Origin of the sequence: Salegentibacter sediminis, from assembly GCF_002078605.1 — a bacterium.
Taxonomy (GTDB): domain Bacteria; phylum Bacteroidota; class Bacteroidia; order Flavobacteriales; family Flavobacteriaceae; genus Salegentibacter; species Salegentibacter sediminis.
This window is the reverse complement of the sequence record NZ_MSJR01000003.1, coordinates 82,570-105,776: the sequence shown is the minus strand read 5'-3', so window position 1 is coordinate 105,776 and position 23,207 is coordinate 82,570. Positions and strand designations below refer to the sequence as shown.

Below are 23,207 nucleotides of genomic sequence, written 5' to 3'. Positions count from 1 at the left end.
AGCGAAAACGGGATTTTCAATTAAAAATTAGCTGTTAAGCCACCAGAACTTCTTACTTTTGCAGGCACTAAAACTCAAGGGAAATTATGTATAGAAGTCACACCTGTGGAGAATTAAACGCTGCTAATATTGGGCAGGAGATCCAACTTTCGGGCTGGGTTCAAAAAATAAGAGATAAAGGATTTATGGTATGGGTAGATTTGCGTGATCGCTATGGCATTACCCAGCTTATTTTTGATGAGGAACGTTCTTCAGCCGAATTAATGGAAAAAGCCCAGAAACTAGGCCGGGAATTCGTGATCCAGATCACCGGAAAAGTGATCGAGCGCGAATCCAAAAATCCTAATATCGCAACAGGTGAAATTGAAGTACTCGTTTCAGAATTGAATATCCTGAACACTTCCCTAACCCCTCCTTTTACTATTGAAGAAGATACCGATGGTGGGGAAGACCTAAGAATGAAATACCGTTACCTGGATATCCGCAGAAATCCGGTTAAAAATAAGCTGAAATTTCGCCACAAAGTAGGGATGGAAGTTAGAAACTACCTTTCTCACCAGGATTTCATTGAAGTGGAAACTCCATATCTCATAAAATCTACTCCGGAAGGGGCCCGTGATTTTGTGGTACCAAGCCGAATGAACGAAGGTCAGTTTTACGCGCTCCCACAATCGCCACAAACCTTCAAACAATTGCTTATGGTAGGCGGAATGGATAAATATTTCCAGATCGTAAAATGCTTTCGGGATGAAGACCTTAGAGCCGACAGGCAGCCTGAATTCACCCAAATTGATTGTGAAATGGCGTTTGTAGAGCAAGAAGATATTTTGAATATTTTTGAAGGTTTGACCCGGCATTTATTGAAGGAGATCAATGGCGTGGATGTGGAAGAATTCCCTAGAATGACCTACGCTGATGCGATGAAAAAATACGGAAACGACAAACCCGATATCAGGTTTGGGATGGAGTTTGCCGAATTGAACGATCTTGCCAAAGACAAAGGCTTCAATGTTTTCGATCAACAGGAACTGGTTGTTGGGATTGCAGTTCCCGGAGCAGCTTCATTTACCAGAAAAGAGATCGATAAACTTATTTCCTGGGTGAAAAGACCCCAGGTTGGCGCAAACGGACTTGTTTGGGCAAAGTACAATGAAGATGGTTCTTTAAAATCCTCGGTGGATAAATTTTATTCCGAAGAAGATTTAAAAGGCTGGGCAGAAGCCACAGGAGCAAAACCGGGAGACCTAGTTCTGGTAATGGCCGGCGATGCAACCAAAACCAGAACTCAGCTAAGCGCTTTGAGAATGCATCTTGGGAACGAACTTGGTCTAAGAAAAGCTAATGAATTCGCTCCACTTTGGGTGGTAGATTTCCCGCTTTTAGAATGGGACGAAGAGACCCAACGCTACCACGCCATGCACCATCCTTTTACTTCGCCTAAGAAAGAAGATTTTGCTCTTCTAGAAACCAAGCCTGGAGAAGTTCGTGCAAATGCCTACGATTTGGTTTTAAACGGAAACGAGATTGGCGGTGGTTCTATAAGAATTCATGACAAGGAAACGCAAGCAAAAATGTTCGATTATCTTGGTTTCACTCCCGAGGAAGCAAAAGCTCAATTTGGTTTCCTTATGGATGCCTTCCAGTACGGAGCTCCTCCTCACGGTGGTATCGCCTTTGGTTTTGATAGATTGGTAGCTATTCTTGGTGGCCAGGAAAGCATCAGGGATTTTATCGCCTTTCCAAAAAACAATGCCGGAAGAGATGTGATGATTGATGCCCCGGCAAATCTTGATAAAGCACAACTTGAAGAACTCCATCTTCAGATAAAATTATAATTGATAAAAATTCCCGATTCCAGATCGGGAATTTTTTATCTTCACTTAAATATTTTTTGAGTGGGCACCAAGGCAACAAAACAACTAATCCGTATTTCCGACTGGAGTAACCGGTATTTAAGTCATCAACAATTTCTGATGATTTTAAGTGCTATTATTGGGTTTATTGCCGGGTTAGGTGCGGTAGTCATTAAAAACCTCACCCACTTTATTCAGCGCTTACTGGAAGGAAACCTTATTGTAAATTATCATCACGCTTTTTATTTTATTTTTCCCCTTATAGGTTTAAGCCTTACGTTGTTTGTAATTAAAGTAATTTTCAAAAAAAAGATAGGTCACGGGATTCCATCTACGCTTTATGCCATTTCACGCCGCAAAGGAATTATGCGTTCTTTCCAGATGTATGCTTCAATAATTACCGCGCCCTTAACCGTTGGCTTTGGAGGATCTGTAGGACTGGAAGGCCCTACAGTGGCAACAGGAGCTTCTTTAGGCTCCAATATTTCTCGCTTTTTTAAGATGAACCAAAGCTCACGCACCTTGTTAATTGGTTGTGCGGCTGCCGGAGCTATGTCTTCTATTTTTAAAGCGCCTATCGCGGCGATCATTTTTGCTATTGAAGTTTTTAGTTTGGACCTTACTTTAATTTCTATGGTCCCCTTGCTTATTGCTTCGGTTTCGGCTATTCTCACCTCTTATTTTTTCTTTGGCTCTGATATTATTCTCCCTTTCCAACTTGAGGATAGTTTTAATATTTCTGAAGTTCCTTTTTATATCATCCTGGGAATACTTGCCGCTGGCTGCTCTATGTATTTTACCAGTATTTATTTCAAAATTGGGGATGCTTTTAAGAAGATTGATTCGCTTTTTTACCGGCTCATACTCGGTGGACTAGGGCTTGGAGTCCTTATTTACTTTATTCCGCCGCTATATGGGGAAGGCTATAATGTGATAAATAACCTTCTGGCCGAAGATTATTTTGAAGCTCTGGGCACTAATTTCTTTAACGAGTATCTAGATAATATATGGATTGTAATTATACTGCTTGCGAGCCTCGTATTTTTTAAAATTATCGCTACTTCCCTTACTTTTGGAGCTGGCGGTGTTGGTGGCATTTTTGCCCCGGTAATGTTTATGGGAAGCGCCATGGGACACTGTTTCGCATTATTTGTAAATAACCTGGGGGTTTTAAGAAATCCTATTTCGGTAAGTAGTTTTACTATGGTAGGAATGGCCGGGCTAATGGCCGGGGTTTTACACGCCCCTCTCACTGCAATTTTCCTTATTGCAGAGCTTACCGGTGGTTACGAACTTTTTGTGCCTTTAATGATTACTGCTGCAATTTCTTTTATGATCACCAATCGGTTTCAGCCACATTCGGTTTATACTATGGAACTTGCCCAACGTGGCGATTTATTGACCCACAATAAAGACCAGGCCGTTCTTACCCTATTGAATATTAAGCAGATTATTGAAAAAAACTTTGTGACTTTAAATATAAATAAGAACCTTGGTGATGTTATTCACGAAGGCGTCATAAAATCCTCCCGAAATCTTTTTCCCGTTATTGACGAAAACGGCAGCTTCTTAGGGATCATTCTTTTAGATGATATTAGACCGATAATGTTCGATCAGAAAATGTACGATGAAGTAAAGGTGAGCGATATTATGCAACGAGCACCTGAAATTATTGATCTTAGAAAAGACAGGCCAAAAGATATCATGACTAAATTTCAGGAAACCAATGCCTGGAATCTGCCGGTGGTAGAAGATGGTAAATATGTTGGTTTTATTTCAAAATCCAAACTGCTTACCGCCTATCGTCAAAAATTAATTGAAGTAACTGTTTAACTATGAAAACTGTAATGAAAATATTAGGAATCGCAATCCTCATTGCGATCGGAATTGGATTTTACATTAGAACTTTTGAGGATCAGGCTCTGGGTGATGTCATTATTGGATTGGCTGTTCTCGCCAGTGCATTCATCTTAATGCCAATTTTCCTCTATGTAAGATGGAATGGCAAGAAGCTAAAAGACTATACGCTCACCAAAGAAAACATGGATCGCATGCGGGACAAAGGCCTCGATTAACAGACTGATTATAAAGCGCTTCAAAATAATTTTTAAAAATTTATGGGCTTGTCTATATTATTATATTAAGTTTGTACTTTATTAATTATTTATTTTTTTACAATGGAAGGTACAGTTAAATTTTTCAATGAATCTAAAGGTTACGGATTCATAACCAACGACGAAACAGGAAGAGACATCTTCGTACACGTTACCGGTCTTGACGGGGAAACTCTAAATGAAGGTGACAAAGTGGAGTACGTTGAAGTAGAAGGAAGAAAAGGAGTAAACGCTAGCCAGGTGCGCGTTATTGAATAGATATATTATCCTATTTTCGAACTACAAAAGCCGCTGAAACAGCGGCTTTTTTTTTGTTTTTACTTCTTTTAATTTCCCTGCTTTAACTAATTTCAAAAGCTTCTGCAACCCCGGTAAGCATTTTTTCGGTTAGTGCAGCAAGATCATATTGATGCTTCCAATCCCAATCTTTTCTCGCTTCAGAATCATCAATATCAGAAGGCCATGAATCAGCTATTTTCTGCCTGAAATCTGGATCATAATTTATACTGAATTCCGGTATATGCTTTTTGATCTCTTCAGCTAGTTCTTTCGGGGTAAAACTTATCGCACTTAAGTTGTATGAAGATCTAACCTTCACTTTTTCTGAAGGCGCTTCCATAAGATCTATAGTAGCTTTAATAGCATCGTCCATATACATCATAGGTAAACCGGTAGATTCACTTAAATAAGAGGTATAGGCTTTATTTTTAAGCGCCTCGTGAAAAATTTCTATCGCGTAGTCTGTAGTCCCTCCGCCCGGAAGGGTTTTGTAACTTATAATACCGGGATAACGCAAACTTCTAACGTCTACGCCATATTTGTCATGAAAATACTGACACCATCGCTCCCCGGTTTGTTTACTAATTCCATAAACCGTGGAAGGCTCCATTATAGTTGTTTGCGGGGTATTCTCTTTAGGGGTGGATGGTCCAAAAACGGCTATGCTGGAAGGCCAAAATACCTTCTTAATCTTACCTTCTTTTGCCAGATTTAAAATATGGAAAAGGGAATCCATATTCAGGCTCCAGGCTTTCATAGGATGTTTCTCTGCTGTAGCGCTAAGCATTGCAGCCATAAGATAAACCTCTCCTACCTGGTATTTTGCAATAACACCTTCTACATCAGAAAAATTCGTGGCATCAAGAACTTCAAAGGGCCCCGATTGCATCAACTCTTCATTTCCCTCCCTAATATCACTTGCGATAACCCGGTCATTACCATGAATTTCCCGAAGTTTTAAGGATAATTCGGTTCCTATCTGCCCACTGGCACCTATGACTAAAATTTTTTTGGCCATGTTATTCAATTTTCAGCAAATATATTTAATATTATAAAGGTATTCGCAACAAAACCTCCGAAACCTATCTTCAACTTAAAAATCTGTTAATGCCGGAAAAATTTCCAGGCTAAAGAGCTAATTTTCATTTAACTTTGTGAGTATATGAAAATCTTATTGCCACTTTTTTACTTACTTATCCTTTCCGGATGTAAGTCTGATATTAATGCCGAAGCCAACGAGCAAACCGAATTGGACAGCAGCCTGCTGGCCAAAAACATCAGTCTGCCCGATACTGAGGTAGAATTGCTTCCTGAAGCCCGGGAACACGCCGTACAATGGGTAAATTATATCACCGCCCAAAACGAGATAAACAATCTAAAATCGGCCAGTCTTAACCAGATAATAGGGAATGCAAAACCCATCTCCCAGATCATGCAGTCTTTAAAAACTACTGTTCCAGACACGCTGAAGTCAAAAGCGGTAGATGCCAGATTAAACGTTTTGGCCACCAAAGCGCAGGTACTCGAACAACTGGCAACCCGCCGAAATAAAAATTTGGAACAGATCTCCAAAACCGCCCAGGAGATCCCGGTTGAATTTAATAATTTCAAACTCCAGCTTAATGAATTATTCCTTAAAAGCCTGGAGGATTTCGAACGCGAACTGAACGAACTCGAAAAAGAACAGGATAGTATTTCCCGGGCAACAAGACGCATACAAGATTCGGTTTAAGCCCGTCCCCTTTCGCCTTTCTTCTGAATATAGTATCTTAAATAAAAAATTACTTAATGAAAAAACTTGTCTTTAGCTTATTATTCTTCTCACTTACTATCCCGGTATTTTCTCAAGAAGCTTCCGAAGAAAAAGTCACCACGCTAATAGACCAGTGGCATAAAGCCGCTGCCGAAGCCGACTTTGAACAGTATTTCAGCTTAATGACCGAAGACGGCGTTTTTATAGGCACCGATGCTACCGAAAACTGGCAGAACGATGATTTTCGTAAATTTTCCAAACCTTATTTTGATCGCGGAAAAGCCTGGAGTTTCACCCCTCTTGAACGCCACATTTATTTTAACAAAAATAAATCGGTCGCCTGGTTTGATGAACTTCTCGATACCCAAATGGGAATTTGTCGGGGCTCGGGGGTGCTCCAAAAAACCGAAACCGGATGGAAAATCGCCCACTATGTGCTCTCAATTGCCATCCCTAATGAAAATGTAGAAGAGATCACCAAAATGAAAAAATCTTTTGACGAAAAACTAATTTCGGAGTTTAGAAATAATTGAATTCCCATCCAATTCAACATTGGGGAAGTTTTTTGGAGTCAGGAAGCGATAATTTCCTTCAAATACACCTTCTTTCTAAGACATCAGAATTTTATCTGAAATGTCTTACTTTTTAGTACTTTAGCTCAATCTTAAAAACAATTATTTAACAGATGAAGAAAATAACCAATGTGCTGTTTTATTCATTTTTGGGAGCTGCTGTAATGAGCGCTTGTAAAAATGATAATGAAAGCAATGTTGAAAAAGAAGAAATCCACGGGATTAACCTGGCTTATATGGATACTACCGTGAGCCCAAAAGATGATTTCTTTAGATTCGTAAACGGAAAATGGGTAGATTCTACCGAAATTCCGGAAGATCAAACTACCTGGGGTAGTTTCATGGAATTAAGACAAACCACCGATGCTGATGCACTTGCATTACTTGAAAGTGCTTCTACCAGCGACAGCCTTGATCCTGATAGCGATCAGGCTAAAGCGGTTTATCTTTACAAAACTATTATGGATACGGTAAGCCGTAATGAACTGGGCATAAAGCCTGTAAAGCCGTACCTCGAAAAAGTAGATGCCATTCAGAACAAAGAAGACCTTCAGGCTTTTTTAACTGAAATGCAACAATATGGTGGGGCAGGATTCTTTTCCTTCGGGGTTAGAGCCGATGCCAAGAATTCTAATCAGAATGCTGCTTATCTCTATCCTTCGGGCTTAGGCCTTCCCGACAGAGATTACTACGTAGCCGATGATGCCGATTCCAAGGAAAAACGTGAAAAATACAAAGAGCATATTACCAAAATGCTTCAGTATATAGATTATTCTGAAGAAGAAGCCTCTAAAGCGGCTGCCACCATCCTTGAATTCGAGACCAGGCTGGCAGAACCTCAGTTGGATAAAGTGGAGCGTAGAGATGCGCGTAATACTTATAATCCAATGACTGTCTCTGAACTTAAAAATTCGGTTCCGGCTTTAGAATGGGAAAAGTATTTCAGCGAAATAGGAGCAAAAGAACTTGACACTATTATTGTATCTCAGCCTAAATATATGAAGGCTTTACAGGATGTATTTACCCAGAATAATGTTGAAGACTGGAAGACATATTTAAAATGGAGCATTTTCAACGATGCTGCAAATGCCCTTTCTACCGAAATTGAAACCGCTAACTGGGAATTTTATAATAAAACCCTGCAGGGAGCACAGGAACAACGCCCCCGCGATGAGCGTGCCCTGCAAACCATTAACTGGACCATAGGCGAAGCTCTTGGGAAACTTTATGTTGAGGAACACTTTCCTGCCGAAGCTAAAAAGCAAGCTGAAGAAATGATCGCAAATATCATTAAAGCTTACGAAACCAGGATTAACAATCTGAGCTGGATGAGTGAGGATACCAAGAAAAAAGCGATCGAAAAACTGGGAACTACAACTATTAAAGTTGGGTATCCAGACGAATGGAAAGATTACAGCGACCTGGAAATCGCCGGAGTTGAGAAAAATGGTTCTTACTTTCAGAACATGATGAATGTGAGTAAATGGCGAACTGCCGACGATATGTCTAAACTGGGAAAACCGGTAGATAAAAGCGAATGGTTTATGCCTCCTCAAATAGTGAATGCTTATTATAACCCAAGTTATAATGAGATCGTATTCCCGGCTGCTATTCTCCAACCGCCATTCTACGATTACAAAGCAGATGCTGCCATTAATTACGGTGGAATTGGAGCCGTTATTGGTCATGAGATCTCCCACGGTTTTGACGACAGTGGTGCTCGTTTTGACGCTGAAGGAAACCTTAACAACTGGTGGACCGATGAAGATCTTAAAGCCTTTGAAGAACTGGGAGCCGACCTGGCTAACCAATACAGCAAAATTGAAGTTGTAGACAGTGTGTTTATCAATGGGCAATTTACCCTTGGTGAAAATATTGGTGACCTTGGTGGTGTTAATGCTGCATATGATGGTTTACAAATTCACCTTGAAGAAAACGGTAACCCTGGTAAAATTGACGGTTATACTCCAGAACAACGTTTCTTCATGTCCTGGGCAACCGTATGGAGAACCAAAATGCGTGATGAGGCTTTGAAAAACAAGATCAAAACCGATCCTCATTCTCCCGGAATGTACCGCGCTTATGTGCCACTTCAAAACATAGAAGCTTTCTATGAAGCTTTTGAAATTGAAGAAGGTGATAAAATGTATGTAGCTCCCGAAGATCGCGTGATCATCTGGTAGTATTTATAAAATCAATTAATATAAAGGCCTGCTGAAAACTTAATTTCAGTAGGCCTTTTTTATTGGAAATGGTAAAAAGCATCTTTCAAATGCTCCAGTTTCACACCCTGTTTATTGATCACAATCGCAATAATATCAAAACGGACTTCAACCTCAGTGAGATTTCGATCATTTATATAGAAATCGGCTACTTTTAAAAGTTGTCGTTTTTGTTTTGGTTTCACGAATTCCTGAGGCAGGCCAAAATCGGGGGTGCTGCGGGTTTTCACCTCAACTATCACGAGGCTATCACCTGTTCTGGCAATAATGTCTACCTCTGCTTTCTGAAATGTGTAGTTCTCGGCCAGAATCTCATACCCCTCTTTCCTAAGATGCGCCACAGCAATTTGTTCCCCCTTTATTCCTAATGAATTATGTTCGGCCATTTAATTTTTAGGCAAATTAAATTTTCCTGACCGAAAAAGAATTGGGGGATTTCCTTTAAATTTTGCTTATTTAATCAGCATTATGGTTTCTACTCTTAGATCTAAGGCTTCTATTTCTTCCGGGCTCGCTTCAATTAGGCGATCCCCATAAAACTTATTTCCGGGATCATTTTGAGGTGCCAGGAAAACGCGTAAGCCTGAATCTTCGAGCTCCCCGTTATTCCAAATCACCGCGCCACTATAATCCCAGCCAAAACCATAAAAGGAAACTTCTTTTCCGTTAAGCCTGTTAAGCTCCTCATAGGTGGTTCCTATAGTAACACCTTTAGCCGATTTCCAATCTCCGGCTACATCAAATCTAATATCGTGGATCTCTGTTCGACTTTCATCTTTCCAGGTAATATGAAGTTCGTTGGGAGTATCAGGATAAAGGATGGTATAAGCCCGTTCCACAGTCCCTTCCTCGAACATCCCCACATCTTCCCTAAAATTGGCATCAGGATATTCGCGTTTAAGATCTTCGGAAGAATATGTTTGTAGGTTTTCGATTACAAATTTATCTTTTGAAGCGGTTTTTCGGGAGCTTCCGCAGGCAACCAGAGTCAACAGGCCTATTACTATAAGTACTTTTTTCATTTTTGGTTAAGTTGCTTCCGTAGAGAAAACTCCCTGCGGAAAAAGTTTGACGCTAAATTCAGGAACATTCCACAGAGAAGCCCTGTCTTTTACAAGAATTTAACGCGTATTATTTAACAGATGCTTACCTTTACGGCTTCCAAAAAAGTTAAAGATTAATGAGCGATTCTACACAGCGATATACTATAACAGCGGCTTTACCGTATACCAACGGCCCTATTCATATTGGTCATCTTGCAGGAGTTTATGTACCTGCCGATATTTATGCACGTTTCCTTAGAATGCAGGGCTACGACGTTGCTTTTGTTTGCGGAAGTGACGAGCACGGCGTACCAATTACCATTAAGGCTAAAAAGGAAGGCGTGAGCCCGAAGGATATTGTAGATAAGTATCACGGCATCATCAAAAAGTCTTTTAAGGATTTTGGGGTTTCTTTTGACAATTACTCCAGAACTTCAGCTGACGTTCATCACGATACGGCTTCTGCATTTTTCAAAAAAATGTATGAAGACGGAAAATTTATCGAGGAAACCACCAACCAACTTTATGACGAAGAAGCCAAGCAATTTTTAGCCGATCGTTTTGTAACCGGAACCTGCCCGAAATGTGGTAATGAGGAAGCTTACGGCGACCAATGTGAAAGCTGCGGGACTTCCCTTAATGCCACCGATCTTATTAATCCTAAATCAACATTTTCAGGAGCTACGCCTACTTTAAGGGAAACCCGGCACTGGTTTTTGCCTTTAGATCAATACGAAGGCTGGTTGAAAGAATGGATACTGGAAGGACATAAAGCCGACTGGAAAAGCAATGTTTATGGCCAGGTTAAATCCTGGATAGACGATGGGCTTAGAGCACGTGCAGTTACCCGTGACCTGGACTGGGGAATTCCGGTTCCTGTTGAAGGTGCTGAAGGAAAGGTGCTTTATGTATGGTTTGATGCGCCAATCGGGTATATCTCTTCCACCAAGGAATGGGCCAAGCGTGAAGGAAAAGACTGGGAAGCTTACTGGAAAGACGAAAATACCAAACTCATTCATTTTATCGGAAAAGACAATATTGTGTTTCACTGTATTATATTCCCGGTAATGCTAAAGGCTCACGGTGACTTTATTCTACCGCAAAACGTGCCGGCCAACGAGTTTCTTAATCTTGAAGGCAAGAAACTATCCACCTCCAAGAACTGGGCAGTATGGCTTCACGAATATCTCGAAGATTTCCCCGGGCAGCAGGATGTGCTGCGCTATGTACTTACCGCCAACGCTCCCGAAACCAAAGACAACGATTTTACCTGGAAAGATTTTCAGGCAAGAAATAACAATGAACTGGTAGCCATCTTCGGAAATTTCATCAACCGGGTGGTAGTGCTCACTAATAAATATTACGGCGGACTCGTACCTCAGCCTCAAAAGCTTTCTAAGATTGACGAGCAAACCATTGCCGAGCTGAAAGCCTACCCGGCAGTGATTGCAAGTTCTATTGAAAAATATCGCTTCCGTGAAGCCCAGGCCGAACTGATGAACCTCGCCCGGCTTGGAAATAAATACCTCGCCGATGAGGAACCCTGGAAGCTTATAAAAACAGATGCCGACAGGGTGCAAAGCATTATGTATGTCGCCCTGCAAATCGCCTCTGCCCTTGCCACCTTAAGTGAGCCATTTTTACCCTTCACTTCGGTAAAACTAAAAGGTATGCTGAAATTTTCAGCAGCAGAAAACCGACTTGAAAGCAATGAAAAATCCCAATGGGATAAAATCTCAACAAGGGAAGCACTTTTGCCGGCAGGTCATCAAATAGGGAAAGCAGAACTGCTTTTCAGCAAAATTGAAGATGAACAAATAGAGAAACAATTGGAAAAACTGGAAGCTACAAAATCTGCCAATGCAGCTGAAGCCGGTAAGGTAGAGCCCCAAAAAGATACTGCGAGCTTTGAGGAGTTCACGAAAATGGACCTGAGGGTAGGGACTATCATAGAAGCTCATAAAATGCCCAAGACCAAAAAACTTATGGTGATCAAGGTAGATACCGGACTGGACCAGAGAACGGTGGTTTCAGGGATTGCAGAGTATTTTAAAGCTGAAGATATCATTGGAAAAAAAGTTACGGTTTTAGCTAATTTGGCTCCCCGAAAACTGCGCGGAGTTGAAAGCCAGGGGATGATCCTGATGACCGAAAATGCCCAGGGGAAACTGGTTTTTGTGAACCCCGATGAAGATGGCGTAGAACCGGGAGCGACTATTAATTAGTTTTAATAAAAAGGCATTCGGAAAGTTGCAAATAAGCGTCATTGCATGGAACGAAGCAATCTAAAATTACCAATTCTCAACTGGCAGATTACTTCACTGCGTTCGTAATGACGTTTATAATTTACTTCTTAAAATAGCTAATTAGCTTTGCAGATGCTCAAAATCGCTTTCCATCCCATTTATAAACATCCTTTGCCCGAGGGGCATCGGTTCCCTATGGAAAAGTATGACCTGCTCCCCAAACAACTCCTGCATGAAGGGACCTGTGTGGAATCAAATTTTTTTCAGCCGGAAATTCCGGACGAAAAATATATTCTGGCTGTGCACGATGCCGAATATTTAACAAAGCTTCAAAACCTTGATCTGGATAGAAGCGCTGAAAGGAAAACCGGCTTTCCCCTTTCTGCGGAACTGGTAAAAAGAGAACTCATGATTGCAGAGGGTACGATGAAGGGCTGTCATTTTGCTTTGGAAAATGGTATTGCTTTTAACATTGCCGGAGGTACCCACCATGCCTATTCCGATCACGGGGAGGCCTTTTGTTTGCTAAATGACCAGGCGATTGCCGCCCGATATCTACAGCAAAAACACCTGGCCGAAAAAATACTTATCGTAGATCTTGACGTTCACCAGGGAAACGGCACGGCCGAGATCTTCGAAAATGATCCATCGGTTTTCACCTTTTCCATGCACGGAAAAAACAACTACCCTTTTAAAAAGGAACAATCTGACCTGGATATAGAATTACCCGATGGCACCGGCGATGAAGACTATTTAAAAATACTGAGAGATACCCTTCCGGATGTAATCAGAGAGCAAGATCCCGATTTCATCTTTTATTTAAGTGGGGTAGATATTTTAAAAACCGATAAACTGGGAAAACTTTCATGTACCGTCGCGGGCTGCAAAGAACGTGACCGGTTTGTGCTACAAACCTGCCGGGATCTAAATATCCCAGTGCAATGTAGTATGGGCGGTGGATACTCGCAGGAAATTAAAATAATCATTGAAGCTCATGCCAATACTTATCGCTTAGCTCAGGAAATTTACTTTTAACGTAAAAAATTCCCATCCGGGGTGTCCGGACGGGAATATTAGGCTTCAGAAATTTCATTTCTCATAACTATTTATTTATTTCCCATTAAAAGCAGCTCATTACAAACCACTTCAGTGATAAAATGCTTTTGGCCCTCTTTGTCATCCCAGCTGCGGCTCGTAAGCTTTCCTTCTATACCCACCTCTTTACCTTTGTTGACATATTTTTCTATCAACTCGGCTGTTTTCCCCCAGGCCACGATGTTGTGCCACTGGGTGTCGGTGATTTTTTCTCCTGCAGCATTTTTGTAGTGCTCATTAGTCGCGATCGAAAATTTCGCGATTTTCTTTCCCGATTCCAGATTTACGATCTCAGGCTCTCTTCCTACATTCCCGATCAACTGAACTTTGTTTCTTAAAGTGCTCATAACTTATAAATTTAATTTAGCTGAAAATCGTTAGTTCATTTCAACACAACAAACTTAGACTCAGCAACAAAACTTATTCGGTTAGGAATTATTTGTTTTCGTTTATAGGCGTTTGTAAACGTTTGAATTCAGTTATTAGAAGAAATCCAATTATCTTATTTGGCTAATTCAACAGAAAGCTTTACTTGCATTAAAAAATGGCAAAAGAAGAACAAAAAGTCTGGTATGCCTGTTATGGCTCCAACCTCCTGGAGGAGCGTTTTAGATGTTATATAAGTGGTGGGCAGCCAAAAGGGGCACATCGAATTTACCCGGGATGTACCAACAGAACTTTTCCTTCAAAAAATAAGAGAATCATCATAAACAGGGAAATGTATTTCGCAAAACGTTCCAAAACCTGGAGCGGAGGCGGCGCTGTCTTTATCAAATCTAAAATTGATGAAAATATTGAAACCCTGGGGCGCATGTACCTCATCACCCGACAGCAATTTATTGACCTGGTGAAGCAGGAGATAAAATTTGAAGGAAATTTTGATATAGATCTCAAAAAAGTTATCGAACAGGGCTTTTTGGATATGAAAAATAATTCCTGGTATGGCCAGATCATTTATTTGGGAGAGGAAGAATACCATCCAATTTTCACCTTTACCAACGAAGAATATCTTGAAAACGAAATTAATGCTCCCAATGAGCATTATTTAAGAATCATCATTGAAGGATTAAAGGAAACCTATCTAATGACAGATGCAGCGATTGAAAACTACTTCAAAACCAAAGAGGGGATTAAAGGTTTTCCCATTGAAGCTGAACTATCGCAACTCATTAGGGACTAAGTGAATATTATCCTGCTATTAATCAAAATAAATCAATTATGAATGAAGGTAAAATAAACCTAAAGGAGAAATTCCGGCTTTTTAATGAATACTGGACGCCTAAAATTATTGGCGAACTTAATGGCCAACAGGTGAAATTAGCCAAACTAAAAGGTGAATTTGTATGGCACGATCATAAACATGAAGATGAAATGTTCCTGGTGATCAAAGGCAGCATTAAAATTGAGTTTCGGGATAAAACAATAAGCCTCAACGAAGGCGAAATGTATATCGTTCCCAGAGGTGTAGAACATAATCCCATAGCAGAGGAAGAAGCCTGGGTGTTACTTTTTGAACCATCAACTACCAAACATACCGGCGAGGTAAAAGATAAACTTAGCGTAGAAAACCCAGATTGGATTTAAAACTCAAACTTAGCACAAAATTATACCGCTTAAGGAAGTCACGGGAATAGCCGCGGCACTTATTAAATAAGCACCTTAAATGAAAAAGAGCTTATGGAATTGTTTGACAGTTAGAATTCATATTTTTAACTCTTCAACACTACCCGAAATTTATGAAAGCAGCCAGCGTTAGTCAGTTAAAAAAAGAACTCGCCTTCCGGTCTCCGGATGAACTCCTGGAGCTTTGCCTAAGGCTTTCTAAGTTTAAAAAAGAGAATAAAGAACTGCTCACCTACCTTCTCTTCGAATCTGATAATGAAGCAGAATTTATTTCTGAAGTAAAGAAGGAAATAGACGAGCAATTTTCTGCTATTAACACCCGAACCTGGTATTTTATAAAAAAGAGTGTGCGTAAGATTTTAAAGGATGTAAAAAAACACGCTCGTTATTCAGGAAAAAAAGAAACCGAAGTAGAACTACTTATTTATTTCTGTGCGAAGTTGAAATCTTTCCCTAAGCCCATACATCGCAATAAAACACTTCAGAATCTCTATGAGCGGCAGCTTCAGCTTATCAATACGAAATTGCAGAAGCTTCATGAAGACCTGCAATATGATTACCGGCTGCAGATGGAAGAATTTAATTTATGAAGTTGAAATTGAGCTTTATGAGTATTGATATTTTGCCATAATTTATTGATACTCAGGTTAAATCAATTTTGAAGAGTTTTATAGTAGGGGCAAAATCGGGAAGCTTATCTTTGTAGGATAATGATTCTTAACAAAGAATTGAATAAAAACCTGGTATAAAACCAAACCAAATGTCCTTTAAAAAACTGAATCCCCCTTTGAAAGAAGCCCTTGAAAGATTGGGGATTGAAGAACCTTTACCTTTTCAGAAAAAAATTTTACCTAAAATAAAAAGCGGAAGGGATCTTTACATTCTCGCCCCCGAAAATGCTGGAAAAACCACTGCGCTGGTAATTAGTACGATTCAAAAACTGGAAAGTGCTGCTTTTGAAGATGCTCCAAGGGCATTAATCTATGTGAAAGACAAAGAGGCCGCGATGGAACTTGAAAAGGAATTTAAAAAATTCACCAGGTATATGGACCTACGCATTTTCAGTGCGTATGATGAACCCGATATAGAAGTTCAGAAAGTTGCCATTTACGAAGGCGTAGATATAGTCATTGCAACGCCTAAAAAATTATTCAAGCTTTTTTCCATTACTGGAATTAATTTGAGTCAACTAAAATTACTTATTGTGGAAGATGCTGAATTCATTACCAATACGGGTATTTTCAACGATTTGATTAGAATACCTCAGCATATTTCAAAATGTCAATACCTTGTATTTGCCAGTGAGACCAATTCTAAAATCGAAAGATTACGGGATACTTTTATGGCTCGGGCAGAAGTTTTAAAAATGAAGTAGTTTTAAATTCTTTATAGTTTAGAAGATGCGATTGGCAGTAAAAATATTTCTGTTGATTATTCTATCGTCTATGGCCGTAAATGCTCAGGATTTAAAAACCCATAAATGGGAGAACCGCCTGGTTTTGGTGATCTCGAAAGAACAAGACAGTCCAAATTATAAAAAGCAGCTTTCTGAGCTCAAAAAAGACCAGAAGGGCTTAAGCGAGCGCAAACTCATTATCTATAAAATCTTACCTGATAAATTTTCAAAAGGACTGGAATCCCGAAACTGGAAAAAAGCTTCCACCCTTTACGAGAAATATAAAACCAAGAATTGCGATTTTCAGGTATTGCTTATAGGTTTGGATGGCGGGATAAAATTAAACCAACCGAAAGTCCTGTCCCTTGAAAAATTGTTTAGTACCATTCACAGTATGCCGATGCGGCAATCTGAAATACGTAAAAACAAGTAAGATTCAGCAAAAGTCTATTTATTTGGTTTTCAGCAATTATCAGGGTTTTTACTATATTTATTGTGAAAACATTCAAAAATGCAAAAAGCCTGTTTGGAATGTGGAGAAAAAATAGTTGGCCGCGTAGATAAAAAATTCTGCAGCGATTACTGTCGTAATGCATACCACAATAACCTCAATAAAGACAGTAAAAATATGCTGAGGAACGTGAATAACCGGCTGCGCAAGAACTATCGCATTTTAGAAGAATGTAACCCAGGCGAAAAGACCACCACAACTAAAAACAGGTTATTGTCCAAAGGCTTTAACTTCGATTATATCACAAGCATTTACACCACCAAAAGCGGGAAAGTTTATTATTTTGTCTATGACCAGGGTTACCTCCCGCTCGATAACGGGGTCTATGCCCTAGTTAAGAGAACCTAGTTTCTAAACGTGCCAGTTGTTGCCTTTTAATTTCGTCGCTGCTCGCAAAACATCGCTCTGACTAATCTGTCCAACGAGCTTTCCATTTTCTACAATTGGGAACCTTCTGTAACGCTTCTCGATAAATTTCTTGGCGGCATCGATCACGTTCATATTTCCATCTATAGTTTCCACATCGCAGTTCATACGCTTCCCAACAGTGGTATCTTCGAGAGGCATATTGTAATACTGGCTGTCTGAAAGGTGCTTCATACAATCACCTTCTGAAATTATTCCCATCAGGGTATTTTTTTCGTCTACAACGCATCCCCCGGAAATTTTATGCTTTATGAGTTTTTCAGCAACATCCATAATATTCTCATTTTCCCTGAAGGTAATCAGGTCGGTGCTCATATAATCTTTTACCAGCATTGGCGTACTTTCCGGTTTTTCGGGAGCCGCCTGCTTTCCTTGATAACTTTTGATAGCCATAGCTTAAAAATTTGTGTATTAATCTCTTAAATATAAGAAATTTCCTATTAGGGCTAAAGCGCTTTCCTTCTTAAAATCTTGATTATCTTTATTGCTGAAAATTTCAAGTTCTGTTTATGCTGAAAAGTATACCTCCCATTTTTTCGCTTATTCTTATCGCCATCGCTGCCTGGTTTACTTTTTTTAGTAGCCAGCCGGGAAATATCACTTCAGAAAACATCCCTGAAACAGGATTTTCTACCCAACGCGCCTTCCAACACGTCGAAGCTATGGCTCAACAGCCACACTATATCGGTACTGCCGAGCACAGCCGGGTGCGCAATTATATAGTTAATGAACTTCAAAAAATGGATCTGCTGGTGCAAACCCAGGAAGATTATACGCTAAATAAAAACGGCAGCCTGGTTAGACCACAAAATATTCTAAGTCGAATTGAAGGTGATGGCGATGGCCAGGCGCTGGTCTTGATGTCTCATTACGACAGCAATCCGCATTCTTCTTTAGGGGCCAGCGATGCGGCCAGTGGCGTGGCAACAATTTTAGAAGGCATTCGTGCTTTCTTGGCTCAAAACAAATCTCACGAAAATGATATCATCCTTCTCTTTACCGATGCAGAAGAGGTGGGCTTAAACGGCGCTGAGCTGTTTGTAAAAGACCATCCCTGGACCCAGGACGCCGCACTTGTACTAAACTTCGAAGCCCGGGGTAGCGGAGGTGATTCCTTTATGTTTCTCGAAACCAATTCCGGAAATGCCAAACTGGTAAAGGCTTTCCAGGAAGCAAACCCCGAATATCCGGTCACCAACTCCCTGGTGTACAGCATTTACAAAATGCTCCCAAACGATACCGATCTTACGGTGCTTAGGGAACAGGCGAACATCCAGGGCTTTAATTTTGCGTTTATCGATGACCACTTCGATTATCACACCGCAACCGACACCCCCGAAAACCTCGATAAGGAAAGTCTGGCGCATCAAGGCAGTTATCTTATGCCTTTACTCGAGACTTTTAAGAGTGCCGATCTTTCCAACTTTCAAACCGAAAAAGAATTAATATTTTTCAGCCTGCCGGGAGGAGAAATGATAAGTTATCCTTTCTCCTGGATCACCCCTATGTTATTGATCGCCGTGGTGATCTTCATCCTGCTTTTGGTCTATGGATTTTCCCGGAAAAGTCTCGAAAGCAGATCGGTTTTTAAAGGATTTCTGGCATTTTTGCTGAGTTCAACTATTTCCGGGTTGTTAGTCTACCTTTTATGGAAATTCAACCTCTATATCTACCCGGAATATTCAGAAATGGAACAGGGTTTCACCTATAACGGATATTATTATATCGCTGCTTTTCTTTTTCTAAGTCTTACGGTGGCCTTTTTCACCTATCACCGCTATCACAAAAACACCAACAAGGCCTCCCTCTTGGTTTTTCCACTATTTTTCTGGATTTTGCTTTGTAGCCTGCTCGCTTTTTACCTGAAAGGAGCTGCCTATTTTATCATCCCGGTTTACTTTGGGTTGCTTCAGCTCTTTGTGATGATAAGACAGGAAAAACCAAACAACCTACTCATGGCTTTTTTAAGCCTCCCGGCGATTGCCATTTTTCTACCGCTTCTAGTACAATTTCCGGTAGCGCTGGGCTTAAAGATCCTTTTCGCCTCTGCCCTGCTCTGCTTTTTGCTTTTTACATTAATGCTCCCGGTTTTCGCTTATTTTAAAAGGAAGAAAGCTTTGGCAGTTCTTAGTTTCCTCATCTTCAATATTCTTTTCTTCACCGCACATTTCAAGTCGAAATTCGACGAAGAAAGCCCAAAACCCAATTCCCTGGTCTATCTTTTTGATGCCGATGAAAATACTGCCCACTGGCGTTCCTACGATGAAATGCCCGATGAATGGACTGAAAATTTCTTCGGAAAAGAACCGGTGATTATCCCTTCAAACGAGAAAACCTTCAGCAGTAAGTATGGCTCCAATTTTACCTGGAGAGCCGAAGCGCCTTCAATAAACCTGGAGGCTCCAGCGATTCTTTTCGATAGCCTGGGGACTACGGATGAGATTACCCATTATTCCCTAAAGATCGCTCCGAACCGTAAAATCCACCGCCTGGAACTTTTTGCTGACCGCAGTATGGATTTCGAAAAATTTACAGTAAATGGTTTGCAGGCTGATGACACACGGCTTGGGGACAACAAATTTAATGTCCATACCCGGCGATGGCACGACCGACTCCTTACCTGGCATGTTTCGGGGAGAGACACCTTGCGGCTGGAATTCAGTCTGGAAAGTGATAAAAAACCAGCATTCACCCTTTATGAATCCAGCTTCGATCTCCTGGAAAATCAAGAATTAAATGTTCCAAAAAGATCTGAAAGTATGATCCCAAGGCCATTTGTAGTAAACGATGCGGTAATTTTTAAGAAAACCATAAGCCCCGAGTAACCCTGGGTTTTGTAGATTTGAGAAGCATATAAATCGTCATTCTGTCCCGAAAATTATAGGGTTTGATTCAGAATCTCATCATAATGGAGTAAGGCTATTGTAATAAAATAAAAAGTCGCCTCCCCTTGGAGTAGACAGAGAAGATATCATGAACATATCAATATTAGGAACCGGTTGGCTGGGCTTGCCCCTGGCCGAAGCACTTATAGAAGCTGAACACAGTGTTAAAGGCTCGGTCACCCGGCGGGAAAGGATGGAACAATTGCAAGATGCGGGAATTACTCCCTTCCAGATCAAGATCTTTCCTGAAGGCGTACAGGGCGATCTCACCTCCTTTTTAGGCCATTCTGAAATTCTAATCATTAATATTCCGCCGGGTTTACGCAGTGATCCTGAAGCTGATTTTGTGGGGAAAATAGGTAGGATTATCAATTATATTGAAAAGTCACCGGTGGAAAAAGTAATTTTCGTGAGTTCCACCTCGGTTTATGAGGACCGGGAAGATTTCCCGGAATATACTGAAGAAGACGAGCCAAACGGTACTTCAGATGCCGCCAAACAACTTATCGCTTCAGAAAAAATGTTGATGGAGAACGAGTATTTTCAAACTACTGTGGTGCGTTTCGGAGGCTTAATTGGTCCAGCCAGGCACCCGGTGAATTATTTTGCCGGCAAAACCGGAGTAAAAAATCCGAAAGCACCGGTAAATTTGATCCAGCAAGAGGATTGTATAGAAATCATCACCCAAATCATCAAAAAAGAAGCCTGGGGGAAGATCTTTAACGCAGCCTATCCGGAGCATCCAACCAAAGAAGATTATTACACCAAAACCGCAAAAGAAAAGAATTTAAAAGCCCCGGAATTTGAGAAGAATGGGGTTTCTAAGGGAAAAAAGATAAGCTCGGTGGAATTAAAGGAGGTGTTGGGGTTTGAATATACTGGGCATATTTGATGTTTTTCGATAAAAATTTAACAATTTTAATAAATAATTTTGTTCTTACTAAACTTAAGCATAAATTCATTGCAACTAATTACCCTGCCAACTTAACCTAAACTTACTTAAATGAAAAAATTCTACTTACTTGGCATTTTAGCTCTGTTCTTTGCAGCCTGTGAAACTGAAGAAATTCTCCCCCCCCCCGGAAAATAAAATTGATTCTGCACCGGAAAAAATTCCTTTTATTGAAAATCTATCCCTAAATAGCCTTCCTAAAGACCTAATTCCCTTTATTGAACAAGATTTTTCCTCAAGAAAAACAGCGGCTAATTCAGGAAAATTTGGAAAAATAAGAAGGGATATGCCCGTAAAGAAAGTGGTAAGCGAGAGAGGGAAAATAAGTTACACTTTTGTTCTAAATAACATACCAAACCCACAGTCTAAGGAATTCGATTATTATTTTGATAACCTGGTGATTTTTCAAAATGGCAAAAACGAAAGTTCTAAATATATCATTAGATATGAACCCTCTGAGGAATGGTTTAAGTATTGGAAAGATTTCAAAAATTATTCCGGTAAAATAAGCTTTTTTACAATCACCGGGGAGAAGTATAGCAGCTTTCAAATGGCGGATGGTGATATTTTACTGAATACATCATATGATAATACAAAAGGCTCTTGTGATATGATTTATGATGGTTCTGATGTCATATGTACACAAATTATTGATGAAAAAGGGGAGGGCTGGAAACTCAGTTGTATAACTACCTATTATTACATCATTGAATGCAGCGGTGGTGGTGGAGGTGATTATAATAATGATAACAACAATGATGGTGATGGAGTTGCCCCTGGAGAATTTCCCGACACCGGTGGTGGGTTTACTCCACCAACACTTCCTGAGCCGGAAGAGGATGCTGCAGCAGCCATTGAAGAAAATATTGATGACTCTAAATTGGAATCTTGTTTAAAAAAAATATTAGATTCCTTACAAGGTCATAAACATGGAGTTGGTAAGATAATAGTTGAGTTTGCCGAAAACGATTATTCCACCTTTAATTGGGCAGTTAAAAGTGGTAATTCTACAACCGCAACAGCTACAGCAACTACCGATATAAATTATAATACATCAACCACTACCGCTACTACTACTTTTAATGCCAGCACCTTTTCAAATGGCACTGATATATCTTGGGCTCGAACCTTTCTCCATGAAGCTGTTCATGCTTATGTTATTTCTGTAAGCAATGCTAGTTCCTTAACATTTGAAGAGCGGAAAGAACTTCTTGGGCCTAATTGGATAATTGCTTATATTAATGATGGTCATGACTACATCGCAAATACTTACGTAAATTCAATAGCTGATGTCTTACAAGAATTCGGTCAATTGAAAGGCTATACAATGGATCGGCAGTTTTATGAGGATATAGCTTGGGGCGGTTTACAAGGGACAAATGCATTTGACAATTTATCAAGTACGGCCCAAAATAGAATTTTGGATTTAATCGCAATTGAACTCACAGGAAAAGATAGAAATGGAAATCACAAGACACAAAAAGGCACAGTTGCAGGCTGTTAGAAAAAAAATTCTTTTACTTTTTTTATTTTTTTGGGGCTATAATTATAATTGTCAGTCACAAAACATCATTGGTGAATTTAAAAGGATTGATCCTTCTACAGCTGCTCGGGATATAGGAGTCAAATTTGTATTTAAAGAAAATTTTAGATTCGAAAGAACTGATTTTATGCACCTTGGAACCCAAGAAAAGTCCCATGGCAATTATTCTATCTCCAAAGACACACTCTTCCTCAATTATGAGAAATATGCAGATTCACTAGGAAGTAGCCTGGAGATGATCCAAAAGAAAAAGATAAAATCTCTTTCTAACTCTGGTTTGGAAAATCCTCCGTTATATAGTAAAATTCAAGTTTTTAATAACCCAGGCACTCCACAATCTGGTGCCAATCTGGTTCTTCGGAATAAGGAACAGGAAATAATTATGGCTTTTATGTCTGATACTGAAGGTTTCTTTCCATTCCTCAATATTTACGACAGGTATATTGAAAATTTTCAAATATCAGCTCTTGGCAAAAAAGAAATAGTAATTAAAACAGACACTTTATTCGGCTTTAAAACCAAGATTAAAATCCATTTTCAGGATTCTTCTAAATCGATAAAATCAAAGGAAACTACCGAAAAATTTTTAATTCAAGAAATTACTGATAATAAACTCCGATTGCTTACCCTTGAAGAAGAATTAGTTCTTTTGAAAAAAATTAAAAAGTAAACTATTTTTTATGATTTAAAGCTT

The 23,207-nt window shown here is 39.9% G+C and carries 24 protein-coding genes; 19 read left to right on the top strand and 5 right to left on the bottom strand.

Going from position 1 to position 23,207, the window contains the following annotated elements; genetic code table 11:
• Positions 1-86 precede the first annotated feature (86 nt).
• The 4 genes from aspS to BUW93_RS06640 all read left to right on the top strand — a co-directional run bounded on the left by aspS (position 87) and on the right by BUW93_RS06640 (position 4,225).
• The gene (aspS, locus tag BUW93_RS06655) at positions 87-1,835 is read left to right on the top strand and encodes an aspartate--tRNA ligase (RefSeq protein WP_081210419.1); all 1,749 of its coding nucleotides are present in this window, start codon (positions 87-89) and stop codon (positions 1,833-1,835) included.
• A 60-nt stretch (positions 1,836-1,895) separates the two neighbouring features.
• Positions 1,896-3,686 carry a chloride channel protein gene (locus tag BUW93_RS06650; protein WP_232778324.1) on the top strand — a complete coding sequence of 597 codons (1,791 nt, stop codon included), beginning with the start codon at positions 1,896-1,898 and terminating at the stop codon, positions 3,684-3,686.
• 2 nt (positions 3,687-3,688) lie between these two features.
• The gene (locus tag BUW93_RS06645; protein WP_081210416.1) at positions 3,689-3,928 is read left to right on the top strand and encodes a hypothetical protein; all 240 of its coding nucleotides are present in this window, start codon (positions 3,689-3,691) and stop codon (positions 3,926-3,928) included.
• 102 nt (positions 3,929-4,030) lie between these two features.
• The gene (locus BUW93_RS06640; protein WP_081210415.1) at positions 4,031-4,225 is read left to right on the top strand and encodes a cold-shock protein; all 195 of its coding nucleotides are present in this window, start codon (positions 4,031-4,033) and stop codon (positions 4,223-4,225) included.
• An 82-nt stretch (positions 4,226-4,307) separates the two neighbouring features.
• Here BUW93_RS06640 and BUW93_RS06635 read toward each other — a convergent pair whose 3' ends face one another.
• Positions 4,308-5,264: an NAD-dependent epimerase/dehydratase family protein gene (locus BUW93_RS06635; RefSeq protein ID WP_081210414.1), complete on the bottom strand. Its 957-nt coding sequence runs from the start codon at positions 5,262-5,264 to the stop codon at positions 4,308-4,310.
• Positions 5,265-5,408: 144 nt separating this feature from the next.
• Between BUW93_RS06635 and BUW93_RS06630 the strand changes: the two genes are divergently transcribed.
• From BUW93_RS06630 to BUW93_RS06620, 3 genes are all read left to right on the top strand, one after another.
• Entirely contained in the window at positions 5,409-5,978 is a 570-nt protein-coding gene (locus BUW93_RS06630) for a hypothetical protein (RefSeq protein WP_081210413.1), read from the top strand.
• 56 nt (positions 5,979-6,034) lie between these two features.
• Positions 6,035-6,532 (top strand): nuclear transport factor 2 family protein, encoded by a 498-nt coding sequence (locus tag BUW93_RS06625; RefSeq protein WP_081210412.1) that lies wholly within the window; start codon positions 6,035-6,037, stop codon positions 6,530-6,532.
• Between the two features lie 152 nt (positions 6,533-6,684).
• Entirely contained in the window at positions 6,685-8,754 is a 2,070-nt protein-coding gene (locus BUW93_RS06620; RefSeq protein WP_081210411.1) for a M13 family metallopeptidase, read from the top strand.
• Positions 8,755-8,813: 59 nt separating this feature from the next.
• On the opposite strand, the gene BUW93_RS06615 is transcribed toward BUW93_RS06620, so the two are convergent.
• Both BUW93_RS06615 and BUW93_RS06610 read right to left on the bottom strand, forming a co-directional pair.
• A complete protein-coding gene (locus tag BUW93_RS06615) occupies positions 8,814-9,179 on the bottom strand; it encodes a YraN family protein (RefSeq protein ID WP_081210410.1) in 366 nt (121 codons plus the stop codon).
• A 66-nt stretch (positions 9,180-9,245) separates the two neighbouring features.
• Positions 9,246-9,815 (bottom strand): hypothetical protein, encoded by a 570-nt coding sequence (locus tag BUW93_RS06610; RefSeq protein WP_081210409.1) that lies wholly within the window; start codon positions 9,813-9,815, stop codon positions 9,246-9,248.
• Positions 9,816-9,973: 158 nt separating this feature from the next.
• Here BUW93_RS06610 and metG point away from each other — a divergent pair, with 158 nt between their 5' ends.
• Positions 9,974-12,061, top strand: coding sequence for a methionine--tRNA ligase (gene metG, locus BUW93_RS06605; RefSeq protein WP_081210408.1), 2,088 nt, complete (start codon positions 9,974-9,976; stop codon positions 12,059-12,061).
• Between the two features lie 153 nt (positions 12,062-12,214).
• Positions 12,215-13,117, top strand: coding sequence for a histone deacetylase family protein (locus tag BUW93_RS06600; protein WP_081210407.1), 903 nt, complete (start codon positions 12,215-12,217; stop codon positions 13,115-13,117).
• Positions 13,118-13,188: 71 nt separating this feature from the next.
• On the opposite strand, the gene BUW93_RS06595 is transcribed toward BUW93_RS06600, so the two are convergent.
• Positions 13,189-13,524 carry a single-stranded DNA-binding protein gene (locus BUW93_RS06595; RefSeq protein WP_081210406.1) on the bottom strand — a complete coding sequence of 112 codons (336 nt, stop codon included), beginning with the start codon at positions 13,522-13,524 and terminating at the stop codon, positions 13,189-13,191.
• A 197-nt stretch (positions 13,525-13,721) separates the two neighbouring features.
• On the opposite strand from BUW93_RS06595, the gene BUW93_RS06590 reads away from it, so the two are divergent.
• The 6 genes from BUW93_RS06590 (at position 13,722) to BUW93_RS06565 (ending at position 17,055) form a co-directional block, all read left to right on the top strand.
• A complete protein-coding gene (locus BUW93_RS06590; protein ID WP_081210405.1) occupies positions 13,722-14,357 on the top strand; it encodes a hypothetical protein in 636 nt (211 codons plus the stop codon).
• A gap of 38 nt (positions 14,358-14,395) precedes the next feature.
• Complete coding sequence (locus BUW93_RS06585; protein WP_081210402.1) at positions 14,396-14,761, top strand: cupin domain-containing protein; 366 nt, start codon at positions 14,396-14,398, stop codon at positions 14,759-14,761.
• Positions 14,762-14,913: 152 nt separating this feature from the next.
• Positions 14,914-15,390: a hypothetical protein gene (locus tag BUW93_RS06580; protein WP_081210400.1), complete on the top strand. Its 477-nt coding sequence runs from the start codon at positions 14,914-14,916 to the stop codon at positions 15,388-15,390.
• 170 nt (positions 15,391-15,560) lie between these two features.
• The gene (locus BUW93_RS06575) at positions 15,561-16,175 is read left to right on the top strand and encodes a DEAD/DEAH box helicase (RefSeq protein WP_081210398.1); all 615 of its coding nucleotides are present in this window, start codon (positions 15,561-15,563) and stop codon (positions 16,173-16,175) included.
• Between the two features lie 31 nt (positions 16,176-16,206).
• Positions 16,207-16,629, top strand: coding sequence for a DUF4174 domain-containing protein (locus BUW93_RS06570; protein ID WP_198536991.1), 423 nt, complete (start codon positions 16,207-16,209; stop codon positions 16,627-16,629).
• Positions 16,630-16,707: 78 nt separating this feature from the next.
• Positions 16,708-17,055 (top strand): hypothetical protein, encoded by a 348-nt coding sequence (locus BUW93_RS06565; protein ID WP_081210394.1) that lies wholly within the window; start codon positions 16,708-16,710, stop codon positions 17,053-17,055.
• Between the two features lie 3 nt (positions 17,056-17,058).
• On the opposite strand, the gene BUW93_RS06560 is transcribed toward BUW93_RS06565, so the two are convergent.
• Complete coding sequence (locus BUW93_RS06560; RefSeq protein ID WP_081210392.1) at positions 17,059-17,526, bottom strand: CBS domain-containing protein; 468 nt, start codon at positions 17,524-17,526, stop codon at positions 17,059-17,061.
• 116 nt (positions 17,527-17,642) lie between these two features.
• Between BUW93_RS06560 and BUW93_RS06555 the strand changes: the two genes are divergently transcribed.
• From BUW93_RS06555 to BUW93_RS06540, 4 genes are all read left to right on the top strand, one after another.
• Positions 17,643-19,958, top strand: coding sequence for a M20/M25/M40 family metallo-hydrolase (locus BUW93_RS06555; RefSeq protein ID WP_081210390.1), 2,316 nt, complete (start codon positions 17,643-17,645; stop codon positions 19,956-19,958).
• 148 nt (positions 19,959-20,106) lie between these two features.
• Positions 20,107-20,910, top strand: coding sequence for an NAD(P)H-binding protein (locus BUW93_RS06550; protein WP_081210388.1), 804 nt, complete (start codon positions 20,107-20,109; stop codon positions 20,908-20,910).
• 160 nt (positions 20,911-21,070) lie between these two features.
• Entirely contained in the window at positions 21,071-22,474 is a 1,404-nt protein-coding gene (locus tag BUW93_RS06545) for a hypothetical protein (protein WP_081210386.1), read from the top strand.
• Positions 22,431-23,183 (top strand): hypothetical protein, encoded by a 753-nt coding sequence (locus BUW93_RS06540; RefSeq protein ID WP_081210384.1) that lies wholly within the window; start codon positions 22,431-22,433, stop codon positions 23,181-23,183. The genes BUW93_RS06545 and BUW93_RS06540 overlap by 44 nt, the downstream gene beginning before the upstream one ends.
• The last annotated feature ends 24 nt before the right edge of the window (positions 23,184-23,207 follow it).